We start from the raw sequence: 23,749 nt of genomic DNA on the forward strand, positions 1-23,749 counted from the left end.
TTTTTCTTTTGCACATCCAGGTAGTCCTTGAACCAAGGGCGACCTATTTCTGCGTGAGTGACAGGTTTATTACAGAAACCATATATACATCGTCGCAGATATTTTAAGAGGCACGGAAGGCTGGCTAGCGCGTTGATACAAAGCTTTCATTGAAGGTGCTCGGCGGCGTCCAATCGTTTTGATGGATTAATGTTCGTTGGCTCTTTACCTTACATACGGGAAAACATATATTCGTCAAACCGCATATGAGCTGAGGCTTCACAATGACCAGCAAAGCCCGTGTTCTGTTTGTCTGTACTGCCAACGCTGCACGCTCCCAGTTGGCCCAGGCGTTGCTGAGGCATACCGATTCGGAGCATTTCGAGGCGTTCAGCGCCGGCACAACTCCAACTCAGGTAGATCCGCGCACCTTCGAGGTGCTTTCACACATCGGTGTGAGCACCGAAGGATTACGTAGCAAGTCGATAGACGAGTTCCGTGGTGAGCGTTTCGATTACGTCATCACCTTGTGTGATAAATCCGCTGCGCAATGCCGGTCTTTACCTGGAGCGGGTGAGGCATTGGCCTGGAGTTTTGAAGACCCGGTCACCAGCACCAAACCCGATGCCTTCCGTCACACCCTTCACGAAATTCATGAGCGCATCAAGATGTTCGTCTTGGTCAAAAACAAGCACTGAGAAAACGATATGGCTGACCATCTGACACCGACCACTGTTTTCAAATGCCTTGCTGACGACACTCGGGTCCGCACGATGATGCTCATCACCCGTGAAGGAGAGCTTTGTGTTTGCGAGCTGACCTGCGCGTTGAACGAGAGTCAGCCAAAAATCTCCAGGCACCTGGCGCAACTGCGTACTTGCGGCCTGTTGTCGGACCGTCGGCAAGGCCAATGGGTGTATTACCGACTTCACCCGAATCTTCCTGATTGGGTTCATCAAGTGCTGACCACCGTGCTGGAAAGCAACAAGCACTGGTTGAGCCCTGATGCCAAACGCCTTGATGAAATGGGTGACCGTCCTGAACGGGCAGCCGTGTGCTGTGAAAGCAAAATCGCCTGATTCCGCCTTTGACTATGAGATCACTCGATGAAAATCCTGTTCCTCTGCACGGCCAATAGCTGTCGCAGCATCCTTTGTGAGGCGGTTTTCAATCACTTGGCACCGCAAGGCATGAAAGCCTACAGCGCGGGCAGTCAACCCAAAGGCGACGTGCATCCGCTGAGTCTCAAAACTTTGGAAAACGCTGGTATGTCGACGCTCGGGCTGTTCAGTAAGTCCAGCGATGTCCATGTGAATTTGGCACCTGATTTCGTCATCACGGTGTGCGACAAGGCAGCTGGTGAAGCTTGCCCGGTATTTTTTGGACCCGCCACCAAAGCCCACTGGGGGCTGGCTGACCCTTCGGAATACCACGGGACGCAAGAAGAGATCGATGCGGCTTTTGAAGCCACCTTGGAGCAGATCAAAACCCGTATTGAAGCTTTCTTGGCTTTACCGCTTGCCCGACTGAGTGCCGAACAGCTCAAGGCAGAACTGGCCCTGATTGGCATGCTGTAACCACAGGAACAATGACCATGAGTAAAAATCGCCTTTCCTTCCTGGGCCGATATCTGGTTGAAGGGCCGTTGGTTCGATGACTCCAAGAGCGCTGTTGCGCAGGACAAAGACTATGTTTGAAGACGACATCCCCCAACTCGATACCGACCTGGTTGATCTTCCATCGGCTGACAAGCTGGGCATCGAGAAGACCTCCATCCACAAGCCGCGCATTTTGCTGCTGTACGGATCGACCCGTGAGCGCTCCTTCAGTCGCCTGATGGTAGAGGAGGCTGCTCGACTGCTGGAGCACTTCGGCGCCGAGGCGCGGATTTTCAATCCGTCCGGTTTGCCGCTGCCAGATGACGCCCCCGACAACCATCCGCGCGTGAAGGAGTTACGCGAGCTGATGTTGTGGTCGGAAGGGCAGGTCTGGTGTTCCCCGGAGCGTCACGGTTCCATGAGCGCGGTCTTCAAGGCGCAGATCGACTGGGTGCCACTCGCAATGGGTGCGGTACGCCCGACCCAGGGCAAAACCCTCGCCGTCATGCAGTTGTGTGGTGGCTCGCAGTCGTTCAACGTGGTCAATCAGCTGCGAGTGCTGGGACGTTGGATGCGCATGTTCACCATCCCCAACCAATCCTCCGTGCCAAAGGCCTATATGGAGTTCGACGATAACGGCCGGATGAAACCTTCTCCGCTCTACGACCGCATCGTGGATGTGATGGAAGAGTTGGTGAAATTCACGCTGCTGCTTCGCGACCGTCAGGACTATCTGGTTGATCGTTATTCCGAGCGCAAAGAGTCGGCGGAAGAACTCATGAAACGTGTCAATCAGCGCTCCATCTGAGGATTTTTCACCGTGCAACACCACCCTTATTCGGTACTTCCCTTGGCACAGTTCAATGGCCAATTGATCTTCACCCCGCAGCGGCTGACCGAAGGGGACACCATCGCCATCCATTGCAAGGGCGGATCGGGTCGTACCGGTTTGGTCGCCGCTCAACGGTTGATCGAGAGCGATGTGCCATTCAGCGATGCCATCCGCGATGTTCAGTCGTTGCGTCCACGCGCCATTCAACATCCTGCCCATATCGAATACATCGGCCAGTTCGACACTCAGTCGAACTCCCACTGACAACAGATACAGAGCACAACAACATGACTATCAAAGTTGGCATCAATGGTTTCGGTCGGATCGGTCGCCTCGCGCTGCGAGCAGCCTGGGGCTGGCCAGAATTCGAATTCGTGCAGATCAACGATCCAGCGGGTGACGCGGCGACGCATGCACACTTGCTGAACTTCGACTCGGTGCATGGTCGTTGGCACCACGAAGCCAGCGCGGAAGGCGATCAGGTGGTGATTGGCGGCAAGCGCATCAAGGTGACAGCTAACAAAGCGATTGCCGACACCGACTGGTCGGGTTGCGATCTGGTGATCGAGGCCAGCGGCAAGATGAAAACCGTGGCGGTGTTGCAAGCCTACCTGGATCAGGGCGTCAAGCGCGTGGTGGTCAGCGCTCCCGTGAAGGAAAAAGGTGCGTTGAACGTCGTCATGGGCGTCAACCATCAGTTGTTCAAACCGGCTGAACATCGCATCGTTACCGCCGCTTCGTGCACCACTAACTGTCTAGCGCCCGTGGTGAAAGTCATCCACGAGAAACTGGGCATTCGCCACGGTTCGATCACCACCATCCACGACCTGACCAACACCCAAAGCATCCTCGATCAACCGCACAAGGATCTGCGTCGTGCGCGTGCTTCGGGTATGAGCCTGATTCCAACCAGCACCGGCTCGGCCACCGCGATTGCCGAAATCTTCCCGGAACTGCGCGGACGCCTGAATGGTCATGCCGTTCGTGTGCCGCTGGCCAACGCGTCGCTGACCGACTGCGTCTTTGAAGTCGAGCGTGCCACCACTGTTGAGGAGGTGAATCAACTCCTCAAGGACGCCTCCGAGAACGAGCTGAAAGACATCCTCGGTTTTGAGGAGCGTCCGTTGGTGTCCATCGACTACCGCACCGACCCGCGTTCATCGATCATCGATGCCCTGTCGACGATGGTGATCAATGGTACTCAAGTGAAGATCTATGCCTGGTACGACAACGAATGGGGCTATGCCAATCGCGCCGTCGAACTGGCCAGACTGGTCAGTCTGGCGGACTAAGGAGCGGTCATGAAAGCGTTGTCAGCCCTCGCTCCGGAAGTGCGGCAGTACTTGCTCGTCACGGGCAACTATTGGGCCTTCACCCTCACCGACGGTGCCTTGCGCATGTTGGTGGTGTTGCACTTTCACGCGTTGGGCTACAGCCCACTGCAAATCGCGGCGTTGTTTCTGTTCTACGAAATCTTTGGCGTGATCACCAACCTGGTGGGTGGCTACCTCGGCGCCCGGCTGGGACTGAACCGAACCATGAACATCGGGCTGGGCATCCAAGTCGTGGCGCTGTTGATGCTGACGGTTCCTGTCGCTTGGCTAACCATCCCGTGGGTGATGGGCGCACAGGCGCTGTCGGGGATCGCCAAAGACCTGAACAAGATGAGTGCCAAAAGCTCCATCAAGCTTCTGGTTCCTGACGGGCAGCAGGGCAGGCTCTACCAGTGGGTGGCAATCCTCACCGGCTCGAAGAACGCACTCAAGGGGGTCGGCTTCTTTCTCGGCGGAGCCTTGCTGGCATTGATCGGCTTCAAAGGTGCATTGCTGGCCATGGCGGGTGTTCTGGCGCTGATCTGGATCAGCAGCTTGATACTGCTGAAGAAGGACTTGGGCAAAGCGAAAGCCAAACCCAAGTTTCGCGACATCCTGTCCAAGAGTCGGGCGATCAATATCCTCTCGGCGGCGCGGATGTTCTTGTTCGGAGCCCGTGACGTCTGGTTTGTGGTGGCCTTGCCGGTGTACCTGAGCAGCGTGTTCGGCTGGGACTTCTGGAAGGTGGGTGGCTTCCTTGCGGCGTGGGTGATCGGCTACGGCATCGTGCAGTCGTTTGCGCCCAACATCACTGGCAAGAAACGCGGCCACGTACCGGATGGTCGTGCGGCATTTCTGTGGGCCCTTGCACTGGCAGGCTTGCCTGCGGCAATTGCTCTCGGGCTTAACACTGCCTTGTCGCAGCAGATGATGCTACTCGGCGGATTGATGGTCTTTGGTGCGCTGTTCGCGGTGAATTCGTCGCTGCACAGCTACTTGATCGTGTCCTATGCCAAGGAAGATGGCGTGTCGCTGGATGTGGGGTTTTATTACATGTCGAATGCGATGGGAAGGCTGATAGGTACAGTACTGTCCGGGTGGGTTTATCAGGTGTATGGGCTGCAAGCGTGCTTGTGGATATCGAGCGCATTCGTTCTGCTCGCAGCACTGATTTCTATCGGGCTGCCGAGGCATGCCGAGGCGATATGAAACTGTCAGGCCGATGAGCCTCTTCGCGCTATGTGCGTTTGGGGGGCGGGTAGAGCCTGAATCAGCAGCTGTCGGAGGTACGCCATGGGCAATTTATCCACATCCCCGCACTGTCTTTCGTGGTGATTGCAGCGTTCGCATTGAGCGCTTGTGATAAAGGCGAGACACCCTCCAAGCGTCCGTCCGGTATGGACAAGACGATTGAAGGGACATGATTTACAGGTGAGTGGCGCAATAACCAGGGGGATGAGGGATATCCTCCTTCAGCGCATCATTGCGCAGTCGAAATCCAGCCCTGGATATCCGCAACAGTCGGAATCTTCCCGCTGCTTACAACCTTCTCGTTGATCACCAGAGCCGGCGTGGCGAGGATGTCATAAGTCATCATCTTGCCCATGTCGGTGATCTTTTCGAATTCGGCCTGGATATTTAGATTCTGCGTGGCTTGACGGGCTACAGCCTCAAGCTTCTTGCAGTTGGCGCACCCTGAACCGAGGATTTTGATGTTCAGCATTGGAAGCTCCTTAGTGTGTAAGTCAGCTTGCTGTTTGTTTACGCTGATAACGTATCAACTGGTAAATTGCAGCGGTTATGGCCAGTGAGGCCGCCATTCCTGCACCAAGGGTAAGCCAGCCGGTGCCGTCGACCCAGGCACCAAATAGCAGGCCTGCCACGATGCTGAACGAAGCGACTAACCCAACATAGGCTGCGGTCTTCTTGCGACCAATCACCGCCGCCACCATGAGCATGCTCTGCAAGCTAAGTTCAGGATCCGCCATCAAGTAGGCCAAGAGCGGACCAGGATGCATGCCGAGATCAAGGAACATGCGGGCGACGGGCACTTCTACCAGGGTTGGGAAGTACATGAACACGCCGAACCCTACCGCTATGGCATTGGCGATCACTGTGTTGCTGCCTGCAAGGCTTTCAATCCACTCGGGTTGAATCACCTGGCGAACCATGCCGACAATGAATACACCCACCACCAGCACAACAAATATCTGCTTGACGAAGCGCCAGGCTTCCCACAGCCAGCCTTGCCAGTCTTCGGCTGGCAGTTTTCGGGCAAAGTACCCAACAGACAGCATGGTCAATGCGACACCGAATACACGACCCGTGAAGGTAAAGGCTAATGTGCCAGGTTCTGGCGTCAGTCGCATTGACGCGATCAGCAAGGTACTAGCGGTCAGACCCAGCGCAACCCATGTCCAGTTGTTGGCACCTTCAGTGATGTTATCCAGACCACGTTTGGCCGTGGCGGCAATCATCAGGAGTAGGGCGATGAGAACAGACCCTTGGAAGCTCACGCCTTCTTCTCCTTTACTGGCGTCGTATGGAACCCAGTCAAACAAGGTGTCCTGCCACGCCTGGGGCCAGAAAAGCGGGACTTTGAAACTGATCAGATCTGCGGTCAGGGGCCACAGTTTCAAGGTGCCCGCAATCAGCAAGGCCACCAAAGATAGCAGTACGCCCAGTGCAGGCCCGGAAACGCTGGCCTTCTCTGCGAACAGGGCATCCGCCTGTGCGTCGTGGGTCAGGTCGTCTTTCCAGAATAGGGTAGCCATCAGCAAGCCAATACCGATGCCGAAGATCAGGCAGAGGATCAGACGGGCGATTGCAAACTCCGCTCCCAGAATATTGCCGGTATAGGCCAAGGCCATGATGTTTCCTGCGGGAGCAAAAAACAGGAAGGTGATCGCCGGGCCGATACCTGCTCCTTTGCGGTAAACGCCCGCGAACAAAGGAACAATTGTGCATGAGCAGACGGCAATCAGTGACCCGGCTAATGCCGCCGCAGGGTAGGAAACGTAAACAGGTGCATGTCGACCTAGCCAGTGAGTGATGCTGGCTTTAGGAATAAGTGCTGTCATGGCCCCGGCGATAAAAAACGCCGGCAACAGGCAAAGAAGGACGTGGGCTGCCAAGTAGGAAGCCAGACTGCCGGCTCCGCCATTGAATAGCTTAAGTACGAGGTCCATGGAGAGCCCTCAATCCTTAGCGTTAAGGTCAGGTTTTATGGTATCCGCTGTGCGTTGACCGGGTTTGACTTCGATCAGTTGCACGCAGAAAAATTTTTCAAGGATGTGGTGCTGAAAGACCGATTCAGGGGCGCCTCCAGGGTGGCTATCACGATCAACCGGAATCGCTGCGCATAGCCTCCGTTGTGCAAGGTCGACCTCTGCCTCTATAGCGTGAGACGCAGGTGAAAAGGTCGGGTTATGACTTTTCGGGCTTGTTATGCCGGCGGTCTGCTTTTTTATCCGAGTTCACACTGCCGTTCGTCCAGTGCCCGGCACTAGCAAGGCCTGGCTTCTCTCTGATGTTCATGCACCGACATCCCGTGCATCAGAACGGAGAGCCAGCATGGACATTGATGAAAATGCCCCAGGAAACAAATCCCAACAGGGTGTCACGGGCGGGACTGATAACGAAACAGGCCATGGTTCAAAGGAGAATGAACCTGAGGTTCCGCTGCCAGGGGGCGACGAGGCGCCTGTCGATGAAGAAATGGCCGATGTGGATGCCAATAATTCAGTATCGAGCGAGCATCCCAAGCCTTAAGTCGATTGAAAGTTGGGATTCAGCAAATTGACCAAGCCTTATGCTTCAAAAGAAAATCCTTGTGGCACGGGTACCTGGTAAGTCACCTGCTGTTTGAGAACCCCGCCAATGTGCGGGGTTTTTTGTGTCCGGGTTTTGAGTGTGAGAGCCCATACAGCCGGCCGTGACGCGTCAATTGAATTGCGCTATGGCGCTGACCGGGTTTGCGAAGAAGGGGGCGCCAGTGGCCAATTGTCATGAAATGAAAAGCCATTGTCGTCTGATGAAAAGCAGCTGGCCAGGCGGCGTCCTACAGTCCAATCAGCGTAAATCGACGCTGCACAGACTGGAGAATAAGAAAAAATGGCCAAAGCCGTACGCTTCTACGAAACCGGTGGTCCCGACGTTCTTTGTTATGAAGAGGTCGATGTCGGCGAACCCGGTCCGGGCCAGGTCCGTCTTCGTCATGTGGCGGTCGGCCTGAACTATGCCGACACCTATTTTCGTAATGGCACTTACCCGATCCCGATGCCCAACGGCATGGGGGTTGAAGCGTCCGGTGTGGTCCAGGCCATCGGCGAGGGTGTGACTAACGTTCAGGTGGGGGATCGCGTCACCTACACCGGATTTCTCAATACCTTGGGCGCCTACAGTACCGAGCGACTGATTGCGGCCGCGCCGCTGATCAAGCTGCCGGAAACCATCAGTTTCGAGACGGCCGCCGCCATGACCATGCGTGGCCTGACGTCGTCGTACCTGATGCGGCGCATTTATGATTTCAAGGCCGGCGACAGCATTCTGCTGCACGCCGCTGCCGGTGGCGTGGGGCTGATCGTTTCACAGTGGGCCAAGCTGCTCGGCCTGACCGTCATCGGCACTGTGTCCACCGAGGTCAAGGGGGAAATTGCCCTGGCCCATGGTTGCGACCATGTCATCAATTACAGCCACGAAAATGTCGCCCAGCGCGTGCGCGAGCTGACTGCCGGCGTGGGAGTCAACGTGGTGTTCGACAGCGTTGGCAAAAACACCTTCATGGGATCACTGGATTCGCTCAAGCGTCGGGGCCTGATGGTCTGCGTTGGCACCGCATCCGGTCCGATTCCGGCTTTCGACCCGGTGATGCTGGCGATGAAGGGCTCACTGTTCCTGACCCGTCCGGCGCTGGCCGACTACATCGCCGATCCGGCAGAGAAAGCTGCCCTGGCTGGCGAGCTGTTCGACCACGTCGGCAGTGGTCGGATCAAGATCGAGATCAACCAGCATTATGCGTTGGAGGACGCCGTACAGGCCCATCGCGACCTTGAGTCACGCAAAACGACGGGCTCGTCGATTTTCGTCATCTAAGGAGCGATCTGCCATGAAAGTCGAACAATTGACCTGCAGCATTGGCGCCGAACTGATCGGCGTAAATCTTGCCGACGCGGTCCATGACGACGGTCTTTTTTGCGAGATTCGTGCTCAGTTGCTTAAGCATCGGGTGGTGTTCCTGCGCGATCAGGACATCACTCGCGCCGAGCACGTGGCCTTCGCCCGCCGCTTCGGTGAGTTGGAGGACCATCCGGTGGCCGGCAGCGATCCGGATCATCCCGGGCTGGTGCGCATCTACAAGAATCCGGACCAGCCGATGGACCGCTACGAAAACGCCTGGCACACCGACGCGACCTGGCGCGAGGCGCCGCCGATGGGCTGCGTGTTGCGCTGCGTAGAGTGCCCGCCGGTGGGCGGCGACACCATGTGGGCCAACATGGTCGAGGCTTACGCGCGTTTGCCGGAGGACGTGAAGGTGAAAATTGCCGACCTGCGCGCCCGCCACAGCATCGAAGCGAGTTTCGGTGCTGCCATGCCAATCGAAAAGCGTCTGGCGCTCAAGGCGATGTATCCCGATGCCGAACACCCGGTGGTTCGCACCCACCCGGAAACCGGGGAAAAGGTGCTGTTCGTCAACGCCTTCACGACGCACTTGAGCAACTACCACACCCCCGAGCGGGTGCGCTTCGGCCAGGACGCCAACCCTGGCGCGAGCGAGTTGCTGCGCTACCTGATCAGCCAGGCCTACATCCCCGAGTATCAGGTGCGCTGGCGCTGGAAGCCCAACAGCATCGCCATCTGGGACAACCGGAGCACCCAGCACTACGCCGTCATGGATTATCCGCCGTGCCATCGCAAGATGGAGCGTGCCGGAATCATCGGCGACAAGACCTACTGATCAACCCCTTCTGCATTCGCACTCGTAAACGCGTCTGCCCGGCACGATCCCGGGTGGGCGCGACAATCATAAGAACAGGAGTAACTCATGCAATTTTTTGACGATTCCCTGCACCCGGAAAACATGGAAAAGGTGGTCATCACCGTGGCCCCGTACGGCCCGGAATGGATGCCGGAAGACTTCCCCGAAGACATCCCGCTGACCATGGATGAACAGGTGCAAAAAGCGGTCGAATGTTATGAGGCCGGGGCCACCGTCTTGCACTTGCACGTGCGCGAGCTGGACGGCAAGGGTTCCAAGCGCCTGTCCAAATTCAACGAATTGATCGCCGGTGTGCGTGAAGCCGTGCCGGACATGATCATCCAGGTCGGTGGTTCGATTTCCTTCGCGCCGGAAAGCGATGGCGAAGCCGCCAAGTGGCTGTCTGACGATACGCGACACATGCTGGCCGAGCTGACGCCAAAACCGGATCAGGTCACGGTGGCTATCAACACCACCCAGATGAACATCATGGAGTTGCTGTATCCGCAATACCTGGAAGGCACGTCCCTGGCCAATCCCCTGTTTCAGGCCGCCTACAGCGAAATGACCGTTCCGGCAGGTCCGGCCTGGGTCGCCGAACACCTCAAGCGTCTGATGGACAACGGCATCCAGCCGCACTTCCAGCTGACCGGCATGCACGCGATGGAAACCCTCGAGCGTCTGGTGCGCAGGGGCGTCTACAAGGGCCCGTTGAACCTGACCTGGATCGGCATTGGCGGCGGTTTCGACGGTCCCAATCCGTTCAACTTCTTCAACTTCATCCACCGCGCGCCGGACGGTTGCACCCTGACTTCTGAGTCGCTGCTCAAGAACGTCATGCCGTTCAACACCATGTCGATGGCCATGGGGCTGCACCCGCGAGTGGGCAATGAAGACACTATCATTGATCACAAGGGCGATCGTTTCGGCTCAGTTGCGCAGATCAGGCAGACCGTGCGTATCGCCCATGAACTGGGACGCGAAATCGCCACCGGCAAAGAAGCCCGTGAGATCTACCGCATCGGTGTGCAGTACCAGAGCATCGAAGAAACGCTGTTGGCCAACGGCATGGCCCCCAACCGCAAGGCTGGGCAGAAAGGTGTGCCGCAACGCGGCTGATCGGCAGACGCAGCGGGCGGTCAGGCCTCCCGCTCGCTGCACTGCAACACGCTTGATAACAACAATAAAACAAAGCTTTGAGGAGGCTGCATGGCCTTTCACCCAATCGCCGCAGACGATGACGACAGTGCTGTCGGTGTTGCGCGACCGTATGCCTGGATCGTCTTCGCACTGACGTTCGGGCTGTTGATATCCGATTACATGTCGCGCCAGGTCTTGAACGCGGTGTTCCCGATGCTCAAGGGCGAATGGGCACTGAGCGACAGCCAGCTTGGCTTGCTCAGTGGCATTGTCGCGTTGATGGTGGGGCTGCTGACATTTCCCCTGTCATTGCTGGCGGATCGCTTTGGCCGGGTCAAGAGCCTGGCGCTGATGGCCTTGCTGTGGAGTCTGGCGACGCTGGGTTGCGCCGTGGCGCAGGACTATCAGCAGATGTTCATTGCACGATTCATGGTCGGCGTTGGCGAAGCGGCGTACGGCAGCGTCGGCATCGCAGTCGTCATTTCGGTGTTTCCCAAGCACCTGCGTGCAACGCTGGCCAGTGCGTTCATGGCGGGCGGCATGTTCGGTTCGGTATTAGGGATGGCGCTGGGCGGTGCAATCGCCGCCAAACTTGGCTGGCGCTGGTCGTTTGCCGGCATGGCGTTGTTCGGCCTGCTGCTGGCCGTGCTTTACCCGGTCATCGTCAAGGAGGCGCGCATTGCGCCGCAACGTGCCGCCCAGGCGGCAAACAAGGCGGCGGCAGCCGTCAAGCGTCCGTTGCGTACGCTGTTTTCCAGCCGTTCGGTGATCGCTGCTTACATCGGCAGTGGCTTGCAACTGTTCGTCGGCGGCACAGTGATTGTGTGGATGCCCAGTTACCTCAATCGCTATTACGACATGGCCACGGACAAGGCGGGCGGCGTCGCGGCCATTATCGTGCTGTGCAGCGGGGCCGGGATGATCCTGTGCGGCATGCTCAGCGATCGACTGTCGCGCCATTCGCCGGAACGCAAAGTCACTTTGGCCATCGCCTATTGCCTGGGCAGTTGCCTGCTGTTGTCGGCGGCATTTGCCCTGCCGGCAGGGCCTGTGCAACTGGCGCTGATCTGCCTGGGCATGTTGATTGCCGCCGGCACGACTGGCCCTTGCGGAGCGATGGTTGCCAACCTGACCCATTACTCGGTCCACGGCACGGCCTTCGCCACGCTGACCCTGGCCAACAACATGCTGGGGCTGGCGCCTGGGCCGTTCATTACCGGCAGGGTCTCCGACCTCATTGGCTTGCAGGCTGCTTTTCAATGGGTGCCGCTGGTCAGCATCGCGGCTGCGGCCGTGTTCTTTTATGCCAAGTGTCATTACCACAAGGACATTGCCCGGCTTAAGGGCGAGCAAGTCCACGATTCGGTTAGCAAAGCAGTGTTAGAGGTGAAGTTGTGAGTAGTCGTCGTTTACGTATTGATGTGTTCTTCGATTTCATCTGCCCCTGGTGCCTGATCGGCAAACGCCAATTGGAGCATGCGCAAGTACAGTTTCGCAGTCGTCACCCGGATGTGCAGGTCACCACGGTGTGGCATGGCGTGCAGTTGCTGCCTCAGTTGCCGGTACAAGGGGAGCCCTTCGCCGATTTCTACCGCAAACGCCTGGGCAATGCCGAGGCTATGACCATGCGCCAGGCCCAGGTACAGCAGGCTGCGGCGGCGGTTGGACTGACCATCGACTTCAGCCGCATCGAGACAATGCCCAACACCGCAGACGCGCACCGTTTGTTCGAACGCGTCAGCGTACTGGGCAATGCTACTCAGCGTGAAATGTTGCTCGAACGGCTGTTCGCCGCTTATTTCCGCAAACGCGAAAACCTGGGGTGCCGCGAGACCTTGCTCGCCATTGCCCGCTCCTGCGGCGCTGATGCGCAGGTGGTGCTCGATTGCCTGAAGGGCGACGCCACGCCATTTGACGGCTTTCCCGGCGCGACCAGTGGGGTGCCGGGCTTTCAGTTCGACCGTCGCATGACGATGGTCGGTGCACAACCTGCTCAGGCGCTGCTCGGGGCCATGAACCAGGCACTGAAAGAAAGTGATCACGAGCGGCAACCTGCATGAACCGACGTATCCCCGTGCCTGCCGGAAAGCTCCCGCAGGCGGGCGGTCGTGCACTGTTCGAATTCGATGACAAAAGCCTGGCGTTATTCAACGTCGAAGGTGACGTGTTCGCCGTCGACGACAGTTGCCCCCATCAAGGCGCCTCGCTGTGTGGCGGGCGCCTTGAGGGGTGGGTGATTCAGTGCTGCGCCCATGGCCTGCGCTTCGATTTGCGCAGCGGTTACTTGCTTAATTCCACCGCAGTCAAAGTCGCCAACTACCCGGTTGAGATCATCGACGGCCAGGCTTTCATCGTTATCGTTCCCGAGGAGGCCGCGCCATGAGCGCCATTGCTCTCACCCGTATCCACAGCCGAACGCGCGAACTGGCGCCGGGCTTTATCGTCAGTCTGATCGTTGCAGCGGCTGCGTCCTTTTTGTCCGAGCACTACGGCGCGCCGGTGATGCTGTTCGCTTTGTTGCTGGGCATGGCGCTGAACTTCCTGGCCGGTGACGGTGTTTGCAAGCCGGGCATCGAGTTCACCGCACGCACCGTGTTGCGCATTGGTGTGGCGCTGCTGGGCATGCGCATCACCCTCGAACAGATGGCAGCGCTGGGCTGGAAGCCTGTGGCGCTGGTGGTGATTCTGGTGGTAGTGACCATCGGCGTTTCAGTGATCGCAGCCAAGGCGCTGGGCTTTCAGCGTTTGTTTGGCATGCTCACCGGCGGCGCCACTGCAATTTGTGGGGCATCGGCCGCGTTGGCGCTGGCGGCGGCATTGCCCAATCATCCGCAGAAAGAACGCGTGACGTTATTCACGGTGATCGGGGTGTCGGCGCTGTCGACCCTGGCGATGATCGTGTATCCGATGATTGCCAACTGGCTGTCGTTGTCGCCACAAGTGGCGGGCGTGTTTCTGGGGGCGACCATTCACGATGTCGCCCAGGTCGTCGGTGCCGGTTACAGCATGTCGACCGAGACCGGCGATACGGCCACGGTGGTCAAGTTGATGCGGGTTGCCATGTTGCTGCCGGTGATCGTGTGTGCCGCCATGATCACCCGCATGCAGGGCGCCGACCCGACCGGCAAACGACCTCCGCTGCTACCTTGGTTCGCCGTCGGGTTTCTGATGTTGGCCTGTATCAACAGCACCGGCTGGGTGGCCCCGGTGGTGCAAGGGTCGGTCAACGAGTTGTCGCGCTGGTGCCTGGTGGTTTCCATCAGCGCCCTGGGTATGAAAACCCAACTCAAGGAGCTGGCGGCGGTGGGCATCAAGCCGATTTTGTTGATGGTGGGGGAGACGGTGTTCCTCGTCGTGCTGGTGCTGTTGTTGCTGCGCTGGGGAATGTAGGTACACAAACTTGTGGCGAGGGAGCTTGCTCCCGCTGGGGAGCGAAGCGCCCCACAAAGACCACCGCGCTTTTTCAGAAACTACTCGGCGTCTTTTTTGGGGCCGCTGCGCACCCCAGCGGGAGCAAGCTCCCTCGCCACAGGACTCCTCGGCCGGTGTCACAGACACCGGTTCTTTTGCGGCGACTGTACCAGCAGTCGCCGCTTTTTTTGCAAAACGCCGGGTCTGTTGCGTTCGGTTCAGGGTTCGCTGGAGCCGGGCGGGGTGGTCAGCTCCGGCGGTGCTTTGACGGTGTGCTTTTGCGCACTGCGCCATGCCGCGGGCGGCATGCCGAACTGGGTGATGAACCAACGGGTGAAGGAACTCGCCATCGAATAGCCGAGCATGTCGGCAATGCGCCCCAACGAGTAATTCGGGTTTTCCAGGTAGCGCAACACCAGGTCGCGGCGCACGTCGTTGATCAGGTCGTTGAAGGCGCAGCCGTCGTCTTTGAGGCGGCGCTGCAGGGTCCGAACGTTCATGCCCTGGGTCTGGGCGATCTGCTCGATGGTGGCGCGCCCCATCGGCAACAACAGGTAGATGGCTTTGCGCACCTCGAACAGCATCGAAGGGCCTTCGTGGCTGAGCAGCGAGTCAAGGTAGCTCTGGGCGTAGCGCGCCATGGCCGGGTCGGCATGGGGGTTGGTCATGTCGAGGCTGGCATTGGGGCAGACGATGCCATTGAACTCGCTGCCGAACTCCAGTTTGCAGCCGAACAGGCGGCGATGCAGTTGCAGGTTGTCGGGAGGCTGGTGCGTGAAGTTGACGCTGTAGGGATGCCAATGTGCGCCGAGCAGGGCGGCGCACAGGCGAAACATCACCCCGATGGCCAGTTCATTGGCTTGTCGGCAGGGCATCGGCGATTCGGTGACCACCTCTTCGCGAATGATCACCATCTTGCCTGCCTCCTCGATGAAGAGGGCCAGCGAATCGTTCATCAGATGACGGTAGTGCACCAACACTTGCAACGCATCACGCAGCGTTCGCTGATGAGAGAGCAACAGGCTGACCACGCCGAAGTCCGAGAGCTGGCGCGACTCGGCCATGCTCAAGCCGAAGCTCTGGCAGCCGCTGGCGGCGGCTGAATCCTCCAGCAACCGCACGGCGGCGTCGATGGGGATGCGATGTTCAGGAGCTTGCAATATGGCTTTACTCAAACCGACGCCGGCCAGTACGTCTCGGGGGTTGAACCCCAGGTACTGGGTGACCTCCAGGTAGTTGGTCAAGACGGCGGCGCGAACAAGCTTGGGCATGCGAAGGTCTTTCCTGGGCCGGTTGCGATTCAAATGAGCGTGGCGACTATATCCAGCACTTCAGCAATTGAACAGTTGTGACAACGTCGAGGGCGCTCGCCCGGTGCTGGCCGGAATCACATCGTTGCAGTGTAAAAATCGACACGCACCCATTGATTACAGTGAGCTGGAGAGAAGCTGCGGGGATATTCGACCAATGGTCGCTGCGCGACAACACGCGGAATTTTGTCATGAAAAGAAAAGTGCCTGACGTCCAATGAAAAGCGCCTCGGTCGGGCGCTCTTTAATGTCACTCCTACAAAAAGCCCCTGGCCAATAGAGCCAGTCGAGTCATCGAGAAAGCGAAGGTGTTGACGTGGACAAACTGCAAACTGCCGCAACCGTTGTGATCGTACCGGGTCTGCGCGAGCACGTTGCCGAGCATTGGCAAACGTTGCTTGAATCCAGGCTGTGCAAGGTGCGCAGTGTGCCGCCGCTTGAAACCGACAAGCTTGATTGCAGCAAGCGGGTCGAAGCCATTCAGCACACACTTGCGCAGATCGACGGGCCGGTGATTCTGGTCGCTCACAGCGCCGGCGTGCTGATGGTTGCGCACTGGGCTGCGCGTCACCGTCGTCCGATCAAGGGCGCGCTGCTGGCCGCTCCGCCGGACCTTGATGCCCAATGGCCGCAGGGCTACCCCTGCGCTGAAACCCTGCGTACCCAGGGTTGGGACCCTCTACCCAAAGGCCGGTTGCCGTTCCGCAGTCTGCTGGCCGCCAGTACCAACGACCACCTCGCCAGTCTGGACGCCGCCACGCGCATGGCCGAAGGCTGGGGCAGCGAGCTGCTCAATCTCGGCGAAGTCGGTCATCTCAATCCTGCTGCCGGGTATGGGCGCTGGCCACAAGCCGAAGCACTCATCCTCGAACTGGACCGCTGATTCAGGCGCCGGTTGGCCCGCGCCATCCGGCATTTGCCCTCACTCCTGAAAACGTAAACCCCTGGAACAAGGGGTTGCGCGAGGGCGGCTGCGCTTAAAACAAATACAAAAAGGCGGAGACAACGCAATGCACAACAATAAGAGTCACGGGTTCGCACCCTCGCGTTACACCTTGTTGGCCTCGGCCATTCTGGCCGCAGGCGTGCCGGTCGCGCAGGCGATCGAGCTCGACACCGGGAACCCGGACTGGACCGTGCGTTTTGATAACACTGTGAAGTACAACTACGGCGTACGCACCGAAAGCGCCGACAAGCGCATGCTGGCAACGCCGAACAACAACGACGGCGACTACAACTTCCGCAAGGCCGGGACCAACATCACCCACCGTGTCGACCTGTTGACCGAGATGGATGTGGTCTACCAGAACCACATGGGTTTCCGTGTGAGCGCTGCCAGTTGGTACGACAAGGCCTACGAGAACACCGGTTCCAATTCCAATCCGTTCGTCAACGGCAACGACGCAAGGTCGGGGCTGGTCGCCAACGACCCACGTCTGGCCGCGGTCACCCGTGACAACGTCGGCAATGGCAGCCCGCACCTGAGCAACTACGCCCAGCGTTACTACACCGGTCCTTCCGGCGAAATCCTCGACGCCTTCGTGTTCTACAGCACCGAAGTGGGCGAGGAGTCGCTGTTAAGCGTCAAGGCCGGTCAGCATAACGTGTTCTGGGGCGAGACTATTCTCAACCCGGTGCACTCGAACAGTTACGGCCAATCGGGCCTGGACCTGGCCAAACTGGCTGCCTCGCCCGGTACCGAAGCCAAGGAACTGTTCGTTCCGCGTAACCAGTTGTCGATGTCGTTCACCGTCAATCCCGAGTTGACCGTAGGCGCTCAGTATTTCCTGGATTGGGACGCCGCGCGCCTGCCGGAAGCCGGTACTTATTACGGCGGTTCCGATCTGGTCGGTTTCGGTGCGCAATCCTTCCTGCTGGGCAACACCAATGGCGTGGTGCCGGGCAGTCCGCTGGGGTGTGGTCTGGCACCCTGCAACGGTTTGACCAATGTGCGTCGCGGTCACGACCTGACGCCGGACAAGCGCGGAGACTGGGGGATTATGGCCAAGTGGTCGCCAGCCTGGCTGGACGGGACCCTCGGCGTTTACTACCGCGAAACCTCGGAAATCCTGCCGCAAGCCTGGCTGGATGCCAGAGGCCTGAGTTCGGCCAATCCCAACGGCACCCGGCCGGCAGGGCAAGTGCCTGCGGTGGTCAACACCCTCAACTCGCTGAGCACCGCCACCTATCAAATGGCCTATGCCGACAACATCAAGATCGTTGGCCTGAGCCTGTCCAAGGACGTGGGCGGGATTAGCGTCGGTTCGGACCTGAACATTCGTCACAATATGCCGTTGGCCAGTATTCCGGCGGTTGTCAGCACTAACAGTCCGCTGGGCCTGGGCGCAGGTCTTGGCCTGTTGCCTGCGCGCACGGCTGCCACCGGCGTGGTTTATGACACCCCGCAGAAGGGCGACAGCATGGCCGCCACCGGCGACACCTTGCACTGGACGCTCAACGGCCTGATGACCATTGCTAAAACGCCTGTGTTCGATTCGGCCACTCTGCTGGGCGAGCTGTATTACAGCAACCTGCTCAAGCTCGATAGCAACAACGAGGCGCTCTACAAGGGCAAGGATACCTATCGCGGCATCGACCAGCCGACCCGGGACAACTGGGGCATCGCGGTCAACTTCACCCCTACCTGGTACCAGGTGTTTCCTGGTGTCGACCTCAACGCCCCGATGTCCATCAACGTCGGTCTCGATGGTGTTTCACCGGTCTCCGGTGGCGGCGCCAAAGACACCGGTAACTACGCCATCGGCCTCGGGGCCGTTGTGTACAACAAATACTTTGTCGACCTGAAGTACGTGGACTCATTCGGCAAGGCCGACAAGTGCAACGTCAGCGGCGTGAGTACCGGCCCGACCGGAGGCGACGGCGCTGCGCCGAATGCCTTTAGCGGTAACGAAAACTACGCCTGTTACGCCGGTGGCTACTCCGCCTTCTCCGGTGGCGGGGCCACGACTGAGGACCGTGGCGCCGTTTACCTGACGATGAAAACCACTTTTTGATTCACCACTGATTTGCTCAATGCAAGCAGGAGAATAACAAGATGACATTCGCAAAAACCGTGTTGGCCGCTTCGCTGGCCATGGTCCTTGCCGCTCAGGCACAGGCCGCTGTTTCAACTCAGGACGCTGCCCGGTTGGGCACCAGCCTGACCCTGGTGGGCGCTGAAAAAGCCGGGAACGCTGATGGTTCCATCCCCGCCTACAACGGTGGCCTGACCACGCCGCCGGCCAGCTTCAAATCCGGTGACAGCATGCGTCCGGATCCGTTTGCCAGTGAAAAACCGTTGCTGCAGATCGACGGCAAAAACGTCGAGCAGTACAAGGGCATGCTCAGCGCTACCACTGTTGAACTGGCCAAGCGTTTCCCGACTTTCCGTGTCGATGTGTTCCCGACCCACCGCACCGTTTCGCTGCCCCAGGCCATTCTGGATAACGGCGTGAAAAACGCCAGCGGCGCCAAATCCCTCGAAAACGGGCTGGCCATCGACAACGTACTGCCGGGCGTGCCGTTCCCGATCCCGCAGTCGGGCAACGAAGCGATGTGGAACTTCCTGCTGCGATATCAGGGCGTGAGCATCAGCTCCAAGTACGACTCCTGGAACGTCGATTCCGCTGGCGTGCCAAGTCTGGCGACCACTGGGCAGGCGTTCATTTCCTACCCGATCTACGAAAACCTCGCGCAGCCGATCAGCAGCGCCGACGTGTATTACCAGATGAAGCTGTCCTACACCGGCCCTGCGCGCCGGGCCGGCGAAGCGGTGATGCTCAAGGACGCCGCCAACCCGTTGCAACAACCGCGCCGTGCCTGGCAGTACCTGCCGGGCCAGCGTCGGGTCAAGCTGGCACCGAACCTGGCCTACGACACGCCTAACCCTGGCACCGCTGGCGCGGGCACTTACGACGATGTCTTCGTGTTCAACGGTGCGCTGGATCGCTACGACTGGAAGCTGGTGGGCAAGCAGGAAATGATCGTGCCCTACAACACTTACAAGCTGACCTACGCCCAGGATCCCAAATCGCTGACCACGGCCAATCACCTGGCACCCGACTACGTGCGTTGGGAAAAACACCGCGTCTGGGTGGTGGAAGGCAACCTCAAGTCCGGCGCCCGACACATCTATCAGAAGCGCCGCTTCTACCTCGATGAAGACAGCTGGACCGCGCTGGCCTCTGATCAATACGACGCACGTGGTCAGTTGTACCGTGGCTCCTTCGCGTTCCTCAGCCAGAGCTACGACAAGCAGATCCCGGATTCCACGCCCTTCATGATCTACGACCTGGTGGGTGGTTCCTACAACATCAACGGTGTGGTCGGGCCTTATGGCGGCATCAAGTACACCGATCCGCTTTCCAAGGCGCAATGGTCGTCGGAGTCTCTGGCAGGTAGCGGGATTCGTTAAGCAAACCGTGACAAGCGTCCATTCGGTCCGCTGCCTGCAAGGCAGGGGATCGCGCGACGGTCGGCGCATACCGACCGTTTCGGACGCCAGGTTGGAACGTCAGGCACACGGACGTGTGTCCCGGCGCAGTTTTCCGAAGAGGACGCGGTATGTGTTCGTACAAAAGTTACCTGCAGCTGGCGCTCGGCGCTCTGCTTGCAGTGTTGCAGGGCCTGAGCCAGGCGTCCGCTTATGTCGACGTGCTGGATCTGCCGGCCAGGGTCAGCGCCTTGGCCGTCAACAGCCCGTTATCCGACATGGCCCGCGCCGGCGACCGCTTGGTCGCCGTCGGCCAGCGTGGCCACATTCTGTTTTCCGATGATGCCGGCCAGCACTGGCAGCAGGCCGCTGTGCCGGTCAGTGCCGACCTCAATGCCGTGAGTTTTCCTTCCGCCACTCAGGGCTGGGCGGTGGGCGGCGACGGGGTGGTGTTGCACAGCAGTGACGCGGGTGCAACCTGGAGCAAGCAACTCGACGGCCGCGAGATCGGTGCCTTGCTGGTCAAGCATTACCAGGCGATGGCCCGTGCCGAACCTGGCAATGAACAATGGCCGCTGCGGGTCGCCGAAGGTCAGCGGCTGGAGGCGCAGGGTGCCGACAAACCCTTGCTCGATGTCTGGTTCGCCAACGACCGCCTCGGCTATGTGGTCGGGGTGTTCAACCTGATCCTGCGCACCGAGGATGGCGGCCAGAGCTGGACGCCGTTCCAGGATCGCACCGACAACCCGCAGGGCTTTCACCTCAACGCCATCGCCTCTACCGGCGATGCGCTGTACATCGCCGGCGAGCAGGGCCTGTTGCTGAAGTGGGATGACGCCCAGCAGCGATTCGCCGCCCTGCAAACACCTTATCAGGGCAGCTTTTTCGGCGTCGTCGGCAAACCCGGCGAAGTGCTCGTCTACGGCTTGCGCGGCAATGTGCTGCGCAGCACCGATGCCGGCCTCAGTTGGACCTCGCTGGACACTGGCCTGCACGTCAGCATCACCGCCGGCCTCGTCGATGCCCATGGTGATTACCGCTTGTTTACCCAGGGCGGGCAGATGCTGGCGAGCCAGGGCACCGGTGCGCAACAGCGCTGGGTGCAGCAAGCCCAGCCGGTGCCAGTGACGGGCGTCACGCGCGCCGTTAACGATGCGCTGGTGGTGGTCGGCAGCCGTGGTGCGCGGACGCTGTCCGTTGAATAAGTCCTCGAACCCTTAAAGCGAGAACCCAGACATGGGCAATATCAAACAAGACGCCATGCCGGTGATCCGCGATCTGCATGATTTCGACCGCGATTCCGGCAATCGGCTGGAGCGGCTGGTGTTCAACTACCGTCCGCTGTTCATGCTGTTGATGGCGCTGGCCACTCTGGTCTTCGGTTACATGGCCGCGACTCGGCTGGAGCTGCGTCCAAGTTTCGAGAAAATGATTCCGCAGAGCCAGCCCTACATCCAGAACTTCCTGGAAAACCGCCAGTCACTGCGAGGTTTGGGCAATTCGGTGCGGGTGGTGGTGGAGACCACTCAGGGCGATGTCTTCGACCCTGCTTACCTGGACGTGCTCAAACAGGTCAACGATCAATTGTTTCTCACCGAAGGCGTCGACCGCGCCTGGATGAAGTCGTTGTGGAGCCCGGCGGTGCGCTGGACCGAAGTGACGGAGGAAGGTTTCCAGGGTGGCCCGGTGATGCCCGATACCTACCAGGGCAAGCCTGAAGAAATAGAACAACTGCGCCAGAACATTTCCCGCGCCGGTATCGTCGGCAGTCTGGTGGCCAGCGACTACAAATCGAGCATGCTGATCGTGCCGTTGCTGGACAAGGCCACGGCCAGCGGTCAGCGCATCGACTACCACGCCTTTTCGCAGATGCTTGAGGAGCAGTTGCGCGACAAGATCGAGTTTGCCGGCGACAGCGCTGCACACAAGGCCGGGGAGGAGGGCAAGGGCCCGTACAAAGTCCGGGTGATCGGTTTCGCCAAACTGATGGGCGACCTGATCGACGGACTGATTCAAGTGATGATGTTCTTCGGCCTGGCCGTGGTCACTTCGCTGGTCATCATTTACGCCTATACACGATGCGTGCGCAGCACCCTGCTGGTGGTCGGCTGCTCGTTGATCGCTGTGGTCTGGCAACTCGGCATCGTCGCCTGGCTCGGCTATGCCATCGACCCGTATTCGGTGCTGGTGCCTTTTCTGATCTTCGCCATCGGTGTGTCCCATGCGGCGCAGAAGATGAACGGGATCATGCAAGACATCGCCCGTGGCACCCACAAACTGATCGCCGCACGCTACACCTTCCGCCGTCTGTTTATTGCCGGCGTCACGGCGCTGCTGGCCGACGCCGTCGGATTCGCGGTGCTGATGCTGATCGATATTCCGGTGATCCGGGACCTGGCGATCACCGCCAGTATCGGTGTGGCGGTGCTGATTTTCACCTCGCTATTGTTGATGCCGGTGGCGCTGTCTTATGTCGGCGTCGGCGCCAAGGCGGCCGAGCGTGCACTGAACATCGACACGCGCGCAGAAGGGCACAAAGGCTTCGGCAAACTGTGGGACGTGCTCGACCGCTTCACCACGCAAAAATGGGCCACGGGGGCGGTATTGGTCGCGGTGCTGATGGGCATCGGCGGCTTCATGGTCAGCCTGCAACTGAAAATCGGCGATCTGCAAAGTGGCGCACCGGAGTTGCGTGCCGACTCGCGCTACAACCGTGACAACGCCTACATCACCCGCCACTACGCGCTGTCCAGCGACCTGTTCGCAGTGATGATCAAGACCGCACCGGAAGGCTGTCTGAACTACAAGACGTTGATTCTCGCCGACCGACTGGCCTGGGAGCTGCAGCAGTATCCGGGCGTGCAGGCGACGGCTTCGCTGGTGAACGCGGTGCGCCAAATCACCGCTGGCACCTATGAAGGCAACCCCAAGCTCAACAGCATCCAGCGCAATCAGGACGTGCTCAATTACGCTGCGCAGCAAGCCTCGGTCAACTCGCCGGAGTTGTTCAACACCGATTGTTCGCTGATGCCGGTGATCACCTTCCTCAAGGACCACAAGGCCGAGACGCTGGATGCCGTGGTCGGCATCGCGGAAAAATTCGCCCGGGAGAACAACAGCGAAGATCGCCAGTTCCTGTTGGCGGCCGGGTCGGCCGGGATTGAGGCAGCCACCAACATTGTGGTGCGCGAGGCCAATCGCACCATGCTGTTGTACGTCTATGCGGCGGTGACGCTGTTCTGTCTGATCACCTTCCGCAGTTGGCGCGCGACCCTGGTTGCCCTGTTGCCACTGGTGCTGACGTCGATCCTCTGCGAGGCGTTGATGGTGGCCATGGGCATTGGCGTGAAGGTCGCGACCCTGCCGGTGATCGCATTGGGCGTGGGAATCGGCGTGGACTACGCGTTGTATCTGCTCAGCGTGCAACTGCATTACCAGCGCCAGGGCCTGCCGCTGTCTCAGGCTTACCGCAACGCCGTGTCGTTTACCGGACGGGTCGTGGGCCTGGTGGGCATCACCCTGGCGGCTGGCGTGGTGTGCTGGGTCTGGTCGCCGATCAAGTTCCAGGCTGACATGGGCATCCTGCTGACCTTCATGTTCCTGTGGAACATGCTGGGCGCGTTGGTGCTGATTCCTGCCCTGTCTTATTTCCTCCTTCGCGAACGAGCGCTGGAACCCGGGCCTGTTACGCAGGCCGACAACCCCCCGATCTCTCAACGTCCCGGCATGCCACATGCCCTGACCACTTCCGAGTAAG

At 59.3% G+C, this 23,749-nt stretch carries 23 protein-coding genes; 20 read left to right on the forward strand and 3 right to left on the reverse strand.

All coding sequences use genetic code 11. The features are described from left to right. The first annotated feature begins 263 nt into the window (after nt 1–263). From AB4N91_RS07745 to arsJ, 7 genes are all read left to right on the forward strand, one after another. Nucleotides 264–677 (forward strand): arsenate reductase ArsC, encoded by a 414-nt coding sequence (locus AB4N91_RS07745; RefSeq protein ID WP_010455863.1) that lies wholly within the window; start codon nt 264–266, stop codon nt 675–677. A gap of 9 nt (nt 678–686) precedes the next feature. Beyond that, nucleotides 687–1,058, forward strand: a complete 372-nt coding sequence (locus AB4N91_RS07750; protein WP_010455862.1) for a metalloregulator ArsR/SmtB family transcription factor — start codon at nt 687–689, stop codon at nt 1,056–1,058. A 27-nt stretch (nt 1,059–1,085) separates the two neighbouring features. After that, nucleotides 1,086–1,556 carry an arsenate reductase ArsC gene (locus AB4N91_RS07755; RefSeq protein WP_010455861.1) on the forward strand — a complete coding sequence of 157 codons (471 nt, stop codon included), beginning with the start codon at nt 1,086–1,088 and terminating at the stop codon, nt 1,554–1,556. A gap of 112 nt (nt 1,557–1,668) precedes the next feature. Further along, a complete protein-coding gene (gene arsH, locus AB4N91_RS07760) occupies nt 1,669–2,385 on the forward strand; it encodes an arsenical resistance protein ArsH (RefSeq protein WP_460112266.1) in 717 nt (238 codons plus the stop codon). Nucleotides 2,386–2,397: 12 nt separating this feature from the next. Beyond that, nucleotides 2,398–2,673, forward strand: a complete 276-nt coding sequence (locus AB4N91_RS07765; protein ID WP_460112267.1) for a protein-tyrosine phosphatase family protein — start codon at nt 2,398–2,400, stop codon at nt 2,671–2,673. Between the two features lie 23 nt (nt 2,674–2,696). Continuing rightward, nucleotides 2,697–3,701, forward strand: coding sequence for an ArsJ-associated glyceraldehyde-3-phosphate dehydrogenase (locus tag AB4N91_RS07770; RefSeq protein WP_010455851.1), 1,005 nt, complete (start codon nt 2,697–2,699; stop codon nt 3,699–3,701). Nucleotides 3,702–3,710: 9 nt separating this feature from the next. After that, complete coding sequence (gene arsJ, locus AB4N91_RS07775) at nt 3,711–4,931, forward strand: organoarsenical effux MFS transporter ArsJ (RefSeq protein WP_010455849.1); 1,221 nt, start codon at nt 3,711–3,713, stop codon at nt 4,929–4,931. Nucleotides 4,932–5,202: 271 nt separating this feature from the next. On the opposite strand, the gene AB4N91_RS07780 is transcribed toward arsJ, so the two are convergent. Together AB4N91_RS07780 and AB4N91_RS07785 are read right to left on the reverse strand one after the other, a co-directional pair. Further along, nucleotides 5,203–5,445, reverse strand: a complete 243-nt coding sequence (locus AB4N91_RS07780; RefSeq protein WP_010455847.1) for a thioredoxin family protein — start codon at nt 5,443–5,445, stop codon at nt 5,203–5,205. A 22-nt stretch (nt 5,446–5,467) separates the two neighbouring features. Further along, nucleotides 5,468–6,910 carry a permease gene (locus AB4N91_RS07785; RefSeq protein WP_042932728.1) on the reverse strand — a complete coding sequence of 481 codons (1,443 nt, stop codon included), beginning with the start codon at nt 6,908–6,910 and terminating at the stop codon, nt 5,468–5,470. A gap of 385 nt (nt 6,911–7,295) precedes the next feature. Here AB4N91_RS07785 and AB4N91_RS07790 point away from each other — a divergent pair, with 385 nt between their 5' ends. The 8 genes from AB4N91_RS07790 to AB4N91_RS07825 all read left to right on the forward strand — a co-directional run bounded on the left by AB4N91_RS07790 (nt 7,296) and on the right by AB4N91_RS07825 (nt 14,229). Further along, nucleotides 7,296–7,493 carry a hypothetical protein gene (locus tag AB4N91_RS07790; protein WP_200666615.1) on the forward strand — a complete coding sequence of 66 codons (198 nt, stop codon included), beginning with the start codon at nt 7,296–7,298 and terminating at the stop codon, nt 7,491–7,493. Between the two features lie 342 nt (nt 7,494–7,835). After that, nucleotides 7,836–8,816 (forward strand): quinone oxidoreductase family protein, encoded by a 981-nt coding sequence (locus AB4N91_RS07795; RefSeq protein ID WP_010455841.1) that lies wholly within the window; start codon nt 7,836–7,838, stop codon nt 8,814–8,816. A 13-nt stretch (nt 8,817–8,829) separates the two neighbouring features. Continuing rightward, nucleotides 8,830–9,678 carry a TauD/TfdA dioxygenase family protein gene (locus tag AB4N91_RS07800; protein WP_083376320.1) on the forward strand — a complete coding sequence of 283 codons (849 nt, stop codon included), beginning with the start codon at nt 8,830–8,832 and terminating at the stop codon, nt 9,676–9,678. A gap of 87 nt (nt 9,679–9,765) precedes the next feature. After that, nucleotides 9,766–10,818, forward strand: a complete 1,053-nt coding sequence (locus AB4N91_RS07805) for a beta-keto acid cleavage family enzyme (protein ID WP_077748120.1) — start codon at nt 9,766–9,768, stop codon at nt 10,816–10,818. A gap of 90 nt (nt 10,819–10,908) precedes the next feature. After that, a complete protein-coding gene (locus tag AB4N91_RS07810; RefSeq protein ID WP_154501250.1) occupies nt 10,909–12,237 on the forward strand; it encodes an MFS transporter in 1,329 nt (442 codons plus the stop codon). Next, on the forward strand, nt 12,234–12,899 hold the full coding sequence (locus tag AB4N91_RS07815; RefSeq protein ID WP_010455836.1) for a DsbA family oxidoreductase: 666 nt from the start codon (nt 12,234–12,236) through the stop codon (nt 12,897–12,899). Before AB4N91_RS07810 ends, AB4N91_RS07815 begins: the two co-directional genes overlap by 4 nt. Beyond that, nucleotides 12,896–13,222, forward strand: a complete 327-nt coding sequence (locus AB4N91_RS07820) for a Rieske (2Fe-2S) protein (RefSeq protein WP_010455834.1) — start codon at nt 12,896–12,898, stop codon at nt 13,220–13,222. The genes AB4N91_RS07815 and AB4N91_RS07820 overlap by 4 nt, the downstream gene beginning before the upstream one ends. Further along, nucleotides 13,219–14,229 (forward strand): YeiH family protein, encoded by a 1,011-nt coding sequence (locus AB4N91_RS07825; protein ID WP_460112268.1) that lies wholly within the window; start codon nt 13,219–13,221, stop codon nt 14,227–14,229. Before AB4N91_RS07820 ends, AB4N91_RS07825 begins: the two co-directional genes overlap by 4 nt. Before the next feature lie 239 nt (nt 14,230–14,468). On the opposite strand, the gene AB4N91_RS07830 is transcribed toward AB4N91_RS07825, so the two are convergent. Further along, on the reverse strand, nt 14,469–15,521 hold the full coding sequence (locus AB4N91_RS07830; protein WP_282410151.1) for an AraC family transcriptional regulator: 1,053 nt from the start codon (nt 15,519–15,521) through the stop codon (nt 14,469–14,471). 355 nt (nt 15,522–15,876) lie between these two features. Here AB4N91_RS07830 and AB4N91_RS07835 point away from each other — a divergent pair, with 355 nt between their 5' ends. From AB4N91_RS07835 to AB4N91_RS07855, 5 genes are all read left to right on the forward strand, one after another. Continuing rightward, nucleotides 15,877–16,443 carry an RBBP9/YdeN family alpha/beta hydrolase gene (locus AB4N91_RS07835; protein ID WP_460112269.1) on the forward strand — a complete coding sequence of 189 codons (567 nt, stop codon included), beginning with the start codon at nt 15,877–15,879 and terminating at the stop codon, nt 16,441–16,443. 127 nt (nt 16,444–16,570) lie between these two features. Beyond that, the gene (locus AB4N91_RS07840) at nt 16,571–18,574 is read left to right on the forward strand and encodes a DUF1302 domain-containing protein (RefSeq protein ID WP_010455827.1); all 2,004 of its coding nucleotides are present in this window, start codon (nt 16,571–16,573) and stop codon (nt 18,572–18,574) included. A 41-nt stretch (nt 18,575–18,615) separates the two neighbouring features. Continuing rightward, complete coding sequence (locus AB4N91_RS07845) at nt 18,616–19,974, forward strand: DUF1329 domain-containing protein (protein ID WP_010455826.1); 1,359 nt, start codon at nt 18,616–18,618, stop codon at nt 19,972–19,974. A 149-nt stretch (nt 19,975–20,123) separates the two neighbouring features. Beyond that, nucleotides 20,124–21,197 carry a WD40/YVTN/BNR-like repeat-containing protein gene (locus AB4N91_RS07850; protein WP_460112270.1) on the forward strand — a complete coding sequence of 358 codons (1,074 nt, stop codon included), beginning with the start codon at nt 20,124–20,126 and terminating at the stop codon, nt 21,195–21,197. Between the two features lie 31 nt (nt 21,198–21,228). Beyond that, complete coding sequence (locus AB4N91_RS07855; RefSeq protein WP_460112271.1) at nt 21,229–23,748, forward strand: efflux RND transporter permease subunit; 2,520 nt, start codon at nt 21,229–21,231, stop codon at nt 23,746–23,748. Nucleotide 23,749 lies beyond the last annotated feature (1 nt).

The organism is Pseudomonas sp. H3_D04 (genome assembly GCF_054669175.1).

Coding starts and splice junctions, on each gene's coding strand:
- AB4N91_RS07830 (WP_282410151.1), bottom strand. CDS start 15,521: ATGCCCAAGCTTGTTCGCGCCGCCGTCTTGACCAACTACCTGGAGGTC.
- AB4N91_RS07810 (WP_154501250.1), top strand. CDS start 10,909: ATGGCCTTTCACCCAATCGCCGCAGACGATGACGACAGTGCTGTCGGT.
- AB4N91_RS07850 (WP_460112270.1), top strand. CDS start 20,124: ATGTGTTCGTACAAAAGTTACCTGCAGCTGGCGCTCGGCGCTCTGCTT.
- AB4N91_RS07790 (WP_200666615.1), top strand. CDS start 7,296: ATGGACATTGATGAAAATGCCCCAGGAAACAAATCCCAACAGGGTGTC.
- AB4N91_RS07745 (WP_010455863.1), top strand. CDS start 264: ATGACCAGCAAAGCCCGTGTTCTGTTTGTCTGTACTGCCAACGCTGCA.
- AB4N91_RS07805 (WP_077748120.1), top strand. CDS start 9,766: ATGCAATTTTTTGACGATTCCCTGCACCCGGAAAACATGGAAAAGGTG.
- AB4N91_RS07770 (WP_010455851.1), top strand. CDS start 2,697: ATGACTATCAAAGTTGGCATCAATGGTTTCGGTCGGATCGGTCGCCTC.
- arsH (WP_460112266.1), top strand. CDS start 1,669: ATGTTTGAAGACGACATCCCCCAACTCGATACCGACCTGGTTGATCTT.
- AB4N91_RS07825 (WP_460112268.1), top strand. CDS start 13,219: ATGAGCGCCATTGCTCTCACCCGTATCCACAGCCGAACGCGCGAACTG.
- AB4N91_RS07855 (WP_460112271.1), top strand. CDS start 21,229: ATGGGCAATATCAAACAAGACGCCATGCCGGTGATCCGCGATCTGCAT.
- arsJ (WP_010455849.1), top strand. CDS start 3,711: ATGAAAGCGTTGTCAGCCCTCGCTCCGGAAGTGCGGCAGTACTTGCTC.
- AB4N91_RS07795 (WP_010455841.1), top strand. CDS start 7,836: ATGGCCAAAGCCGTACGCTTCTACGAAACCGGTGGTCCCGACGTTCTT.
- AB4N91_RS07750 (WP_010455862.1), top strand. CDS start 687: ATGGCTGACCATCTGACACCGACCACTGTTTTCAAATGCCTTGCTGAC.
- AB4N91_RS07840 (WP_010455827.1), top strand. CDS start 16,571: ATGCACAACAATAAGAGTCACGGGTTCGCACCCTCGCGTTACACCTTG.
- AB4N91_RS07785 (WP_042932728.1), bottom strand. CDS start 6,910: ATGGACCTCGTACTTAAGCTATTCAATGGCGGAGCCGGCAGTCTGGCT.
- AB4N91_RS07755 (WP_010455861.1), top strand. CDS start 1,086: ATGAAAATCCTGTTCCTCTGCACGGCCAATAGCTGTCGCAGCATCCTT.
- AB4N91_RS07845 (WP_010455826.1), top strand. CDS start 18,616: ATGACATTCGCAAAAACCGTGTTGGCCGCTTCGCTGGCCATGGTCCTT.
- AB4N91_RS07800 (WP_083376320.1), top strand. CDS start 8,830: ATGAAAGTCGAACAATTGACCTGCAGCATTGGCGCCGAACTGATCGGC.
- AB4N91_RS07820 (WP_010455834.1), top strand. CDS start 12,896: ATGAACCGACGTATCCCCGTGCCTGCCGGAAAGCTCCCGCAGGCGGGC.
- AB4N91_RS07780 (WP_010455847.1), bottom strand. CDS start 5,445: ATGCTGAACATCAAAATCCTCGGTTCAGGGTGCGCCAACTGCAAGAAG.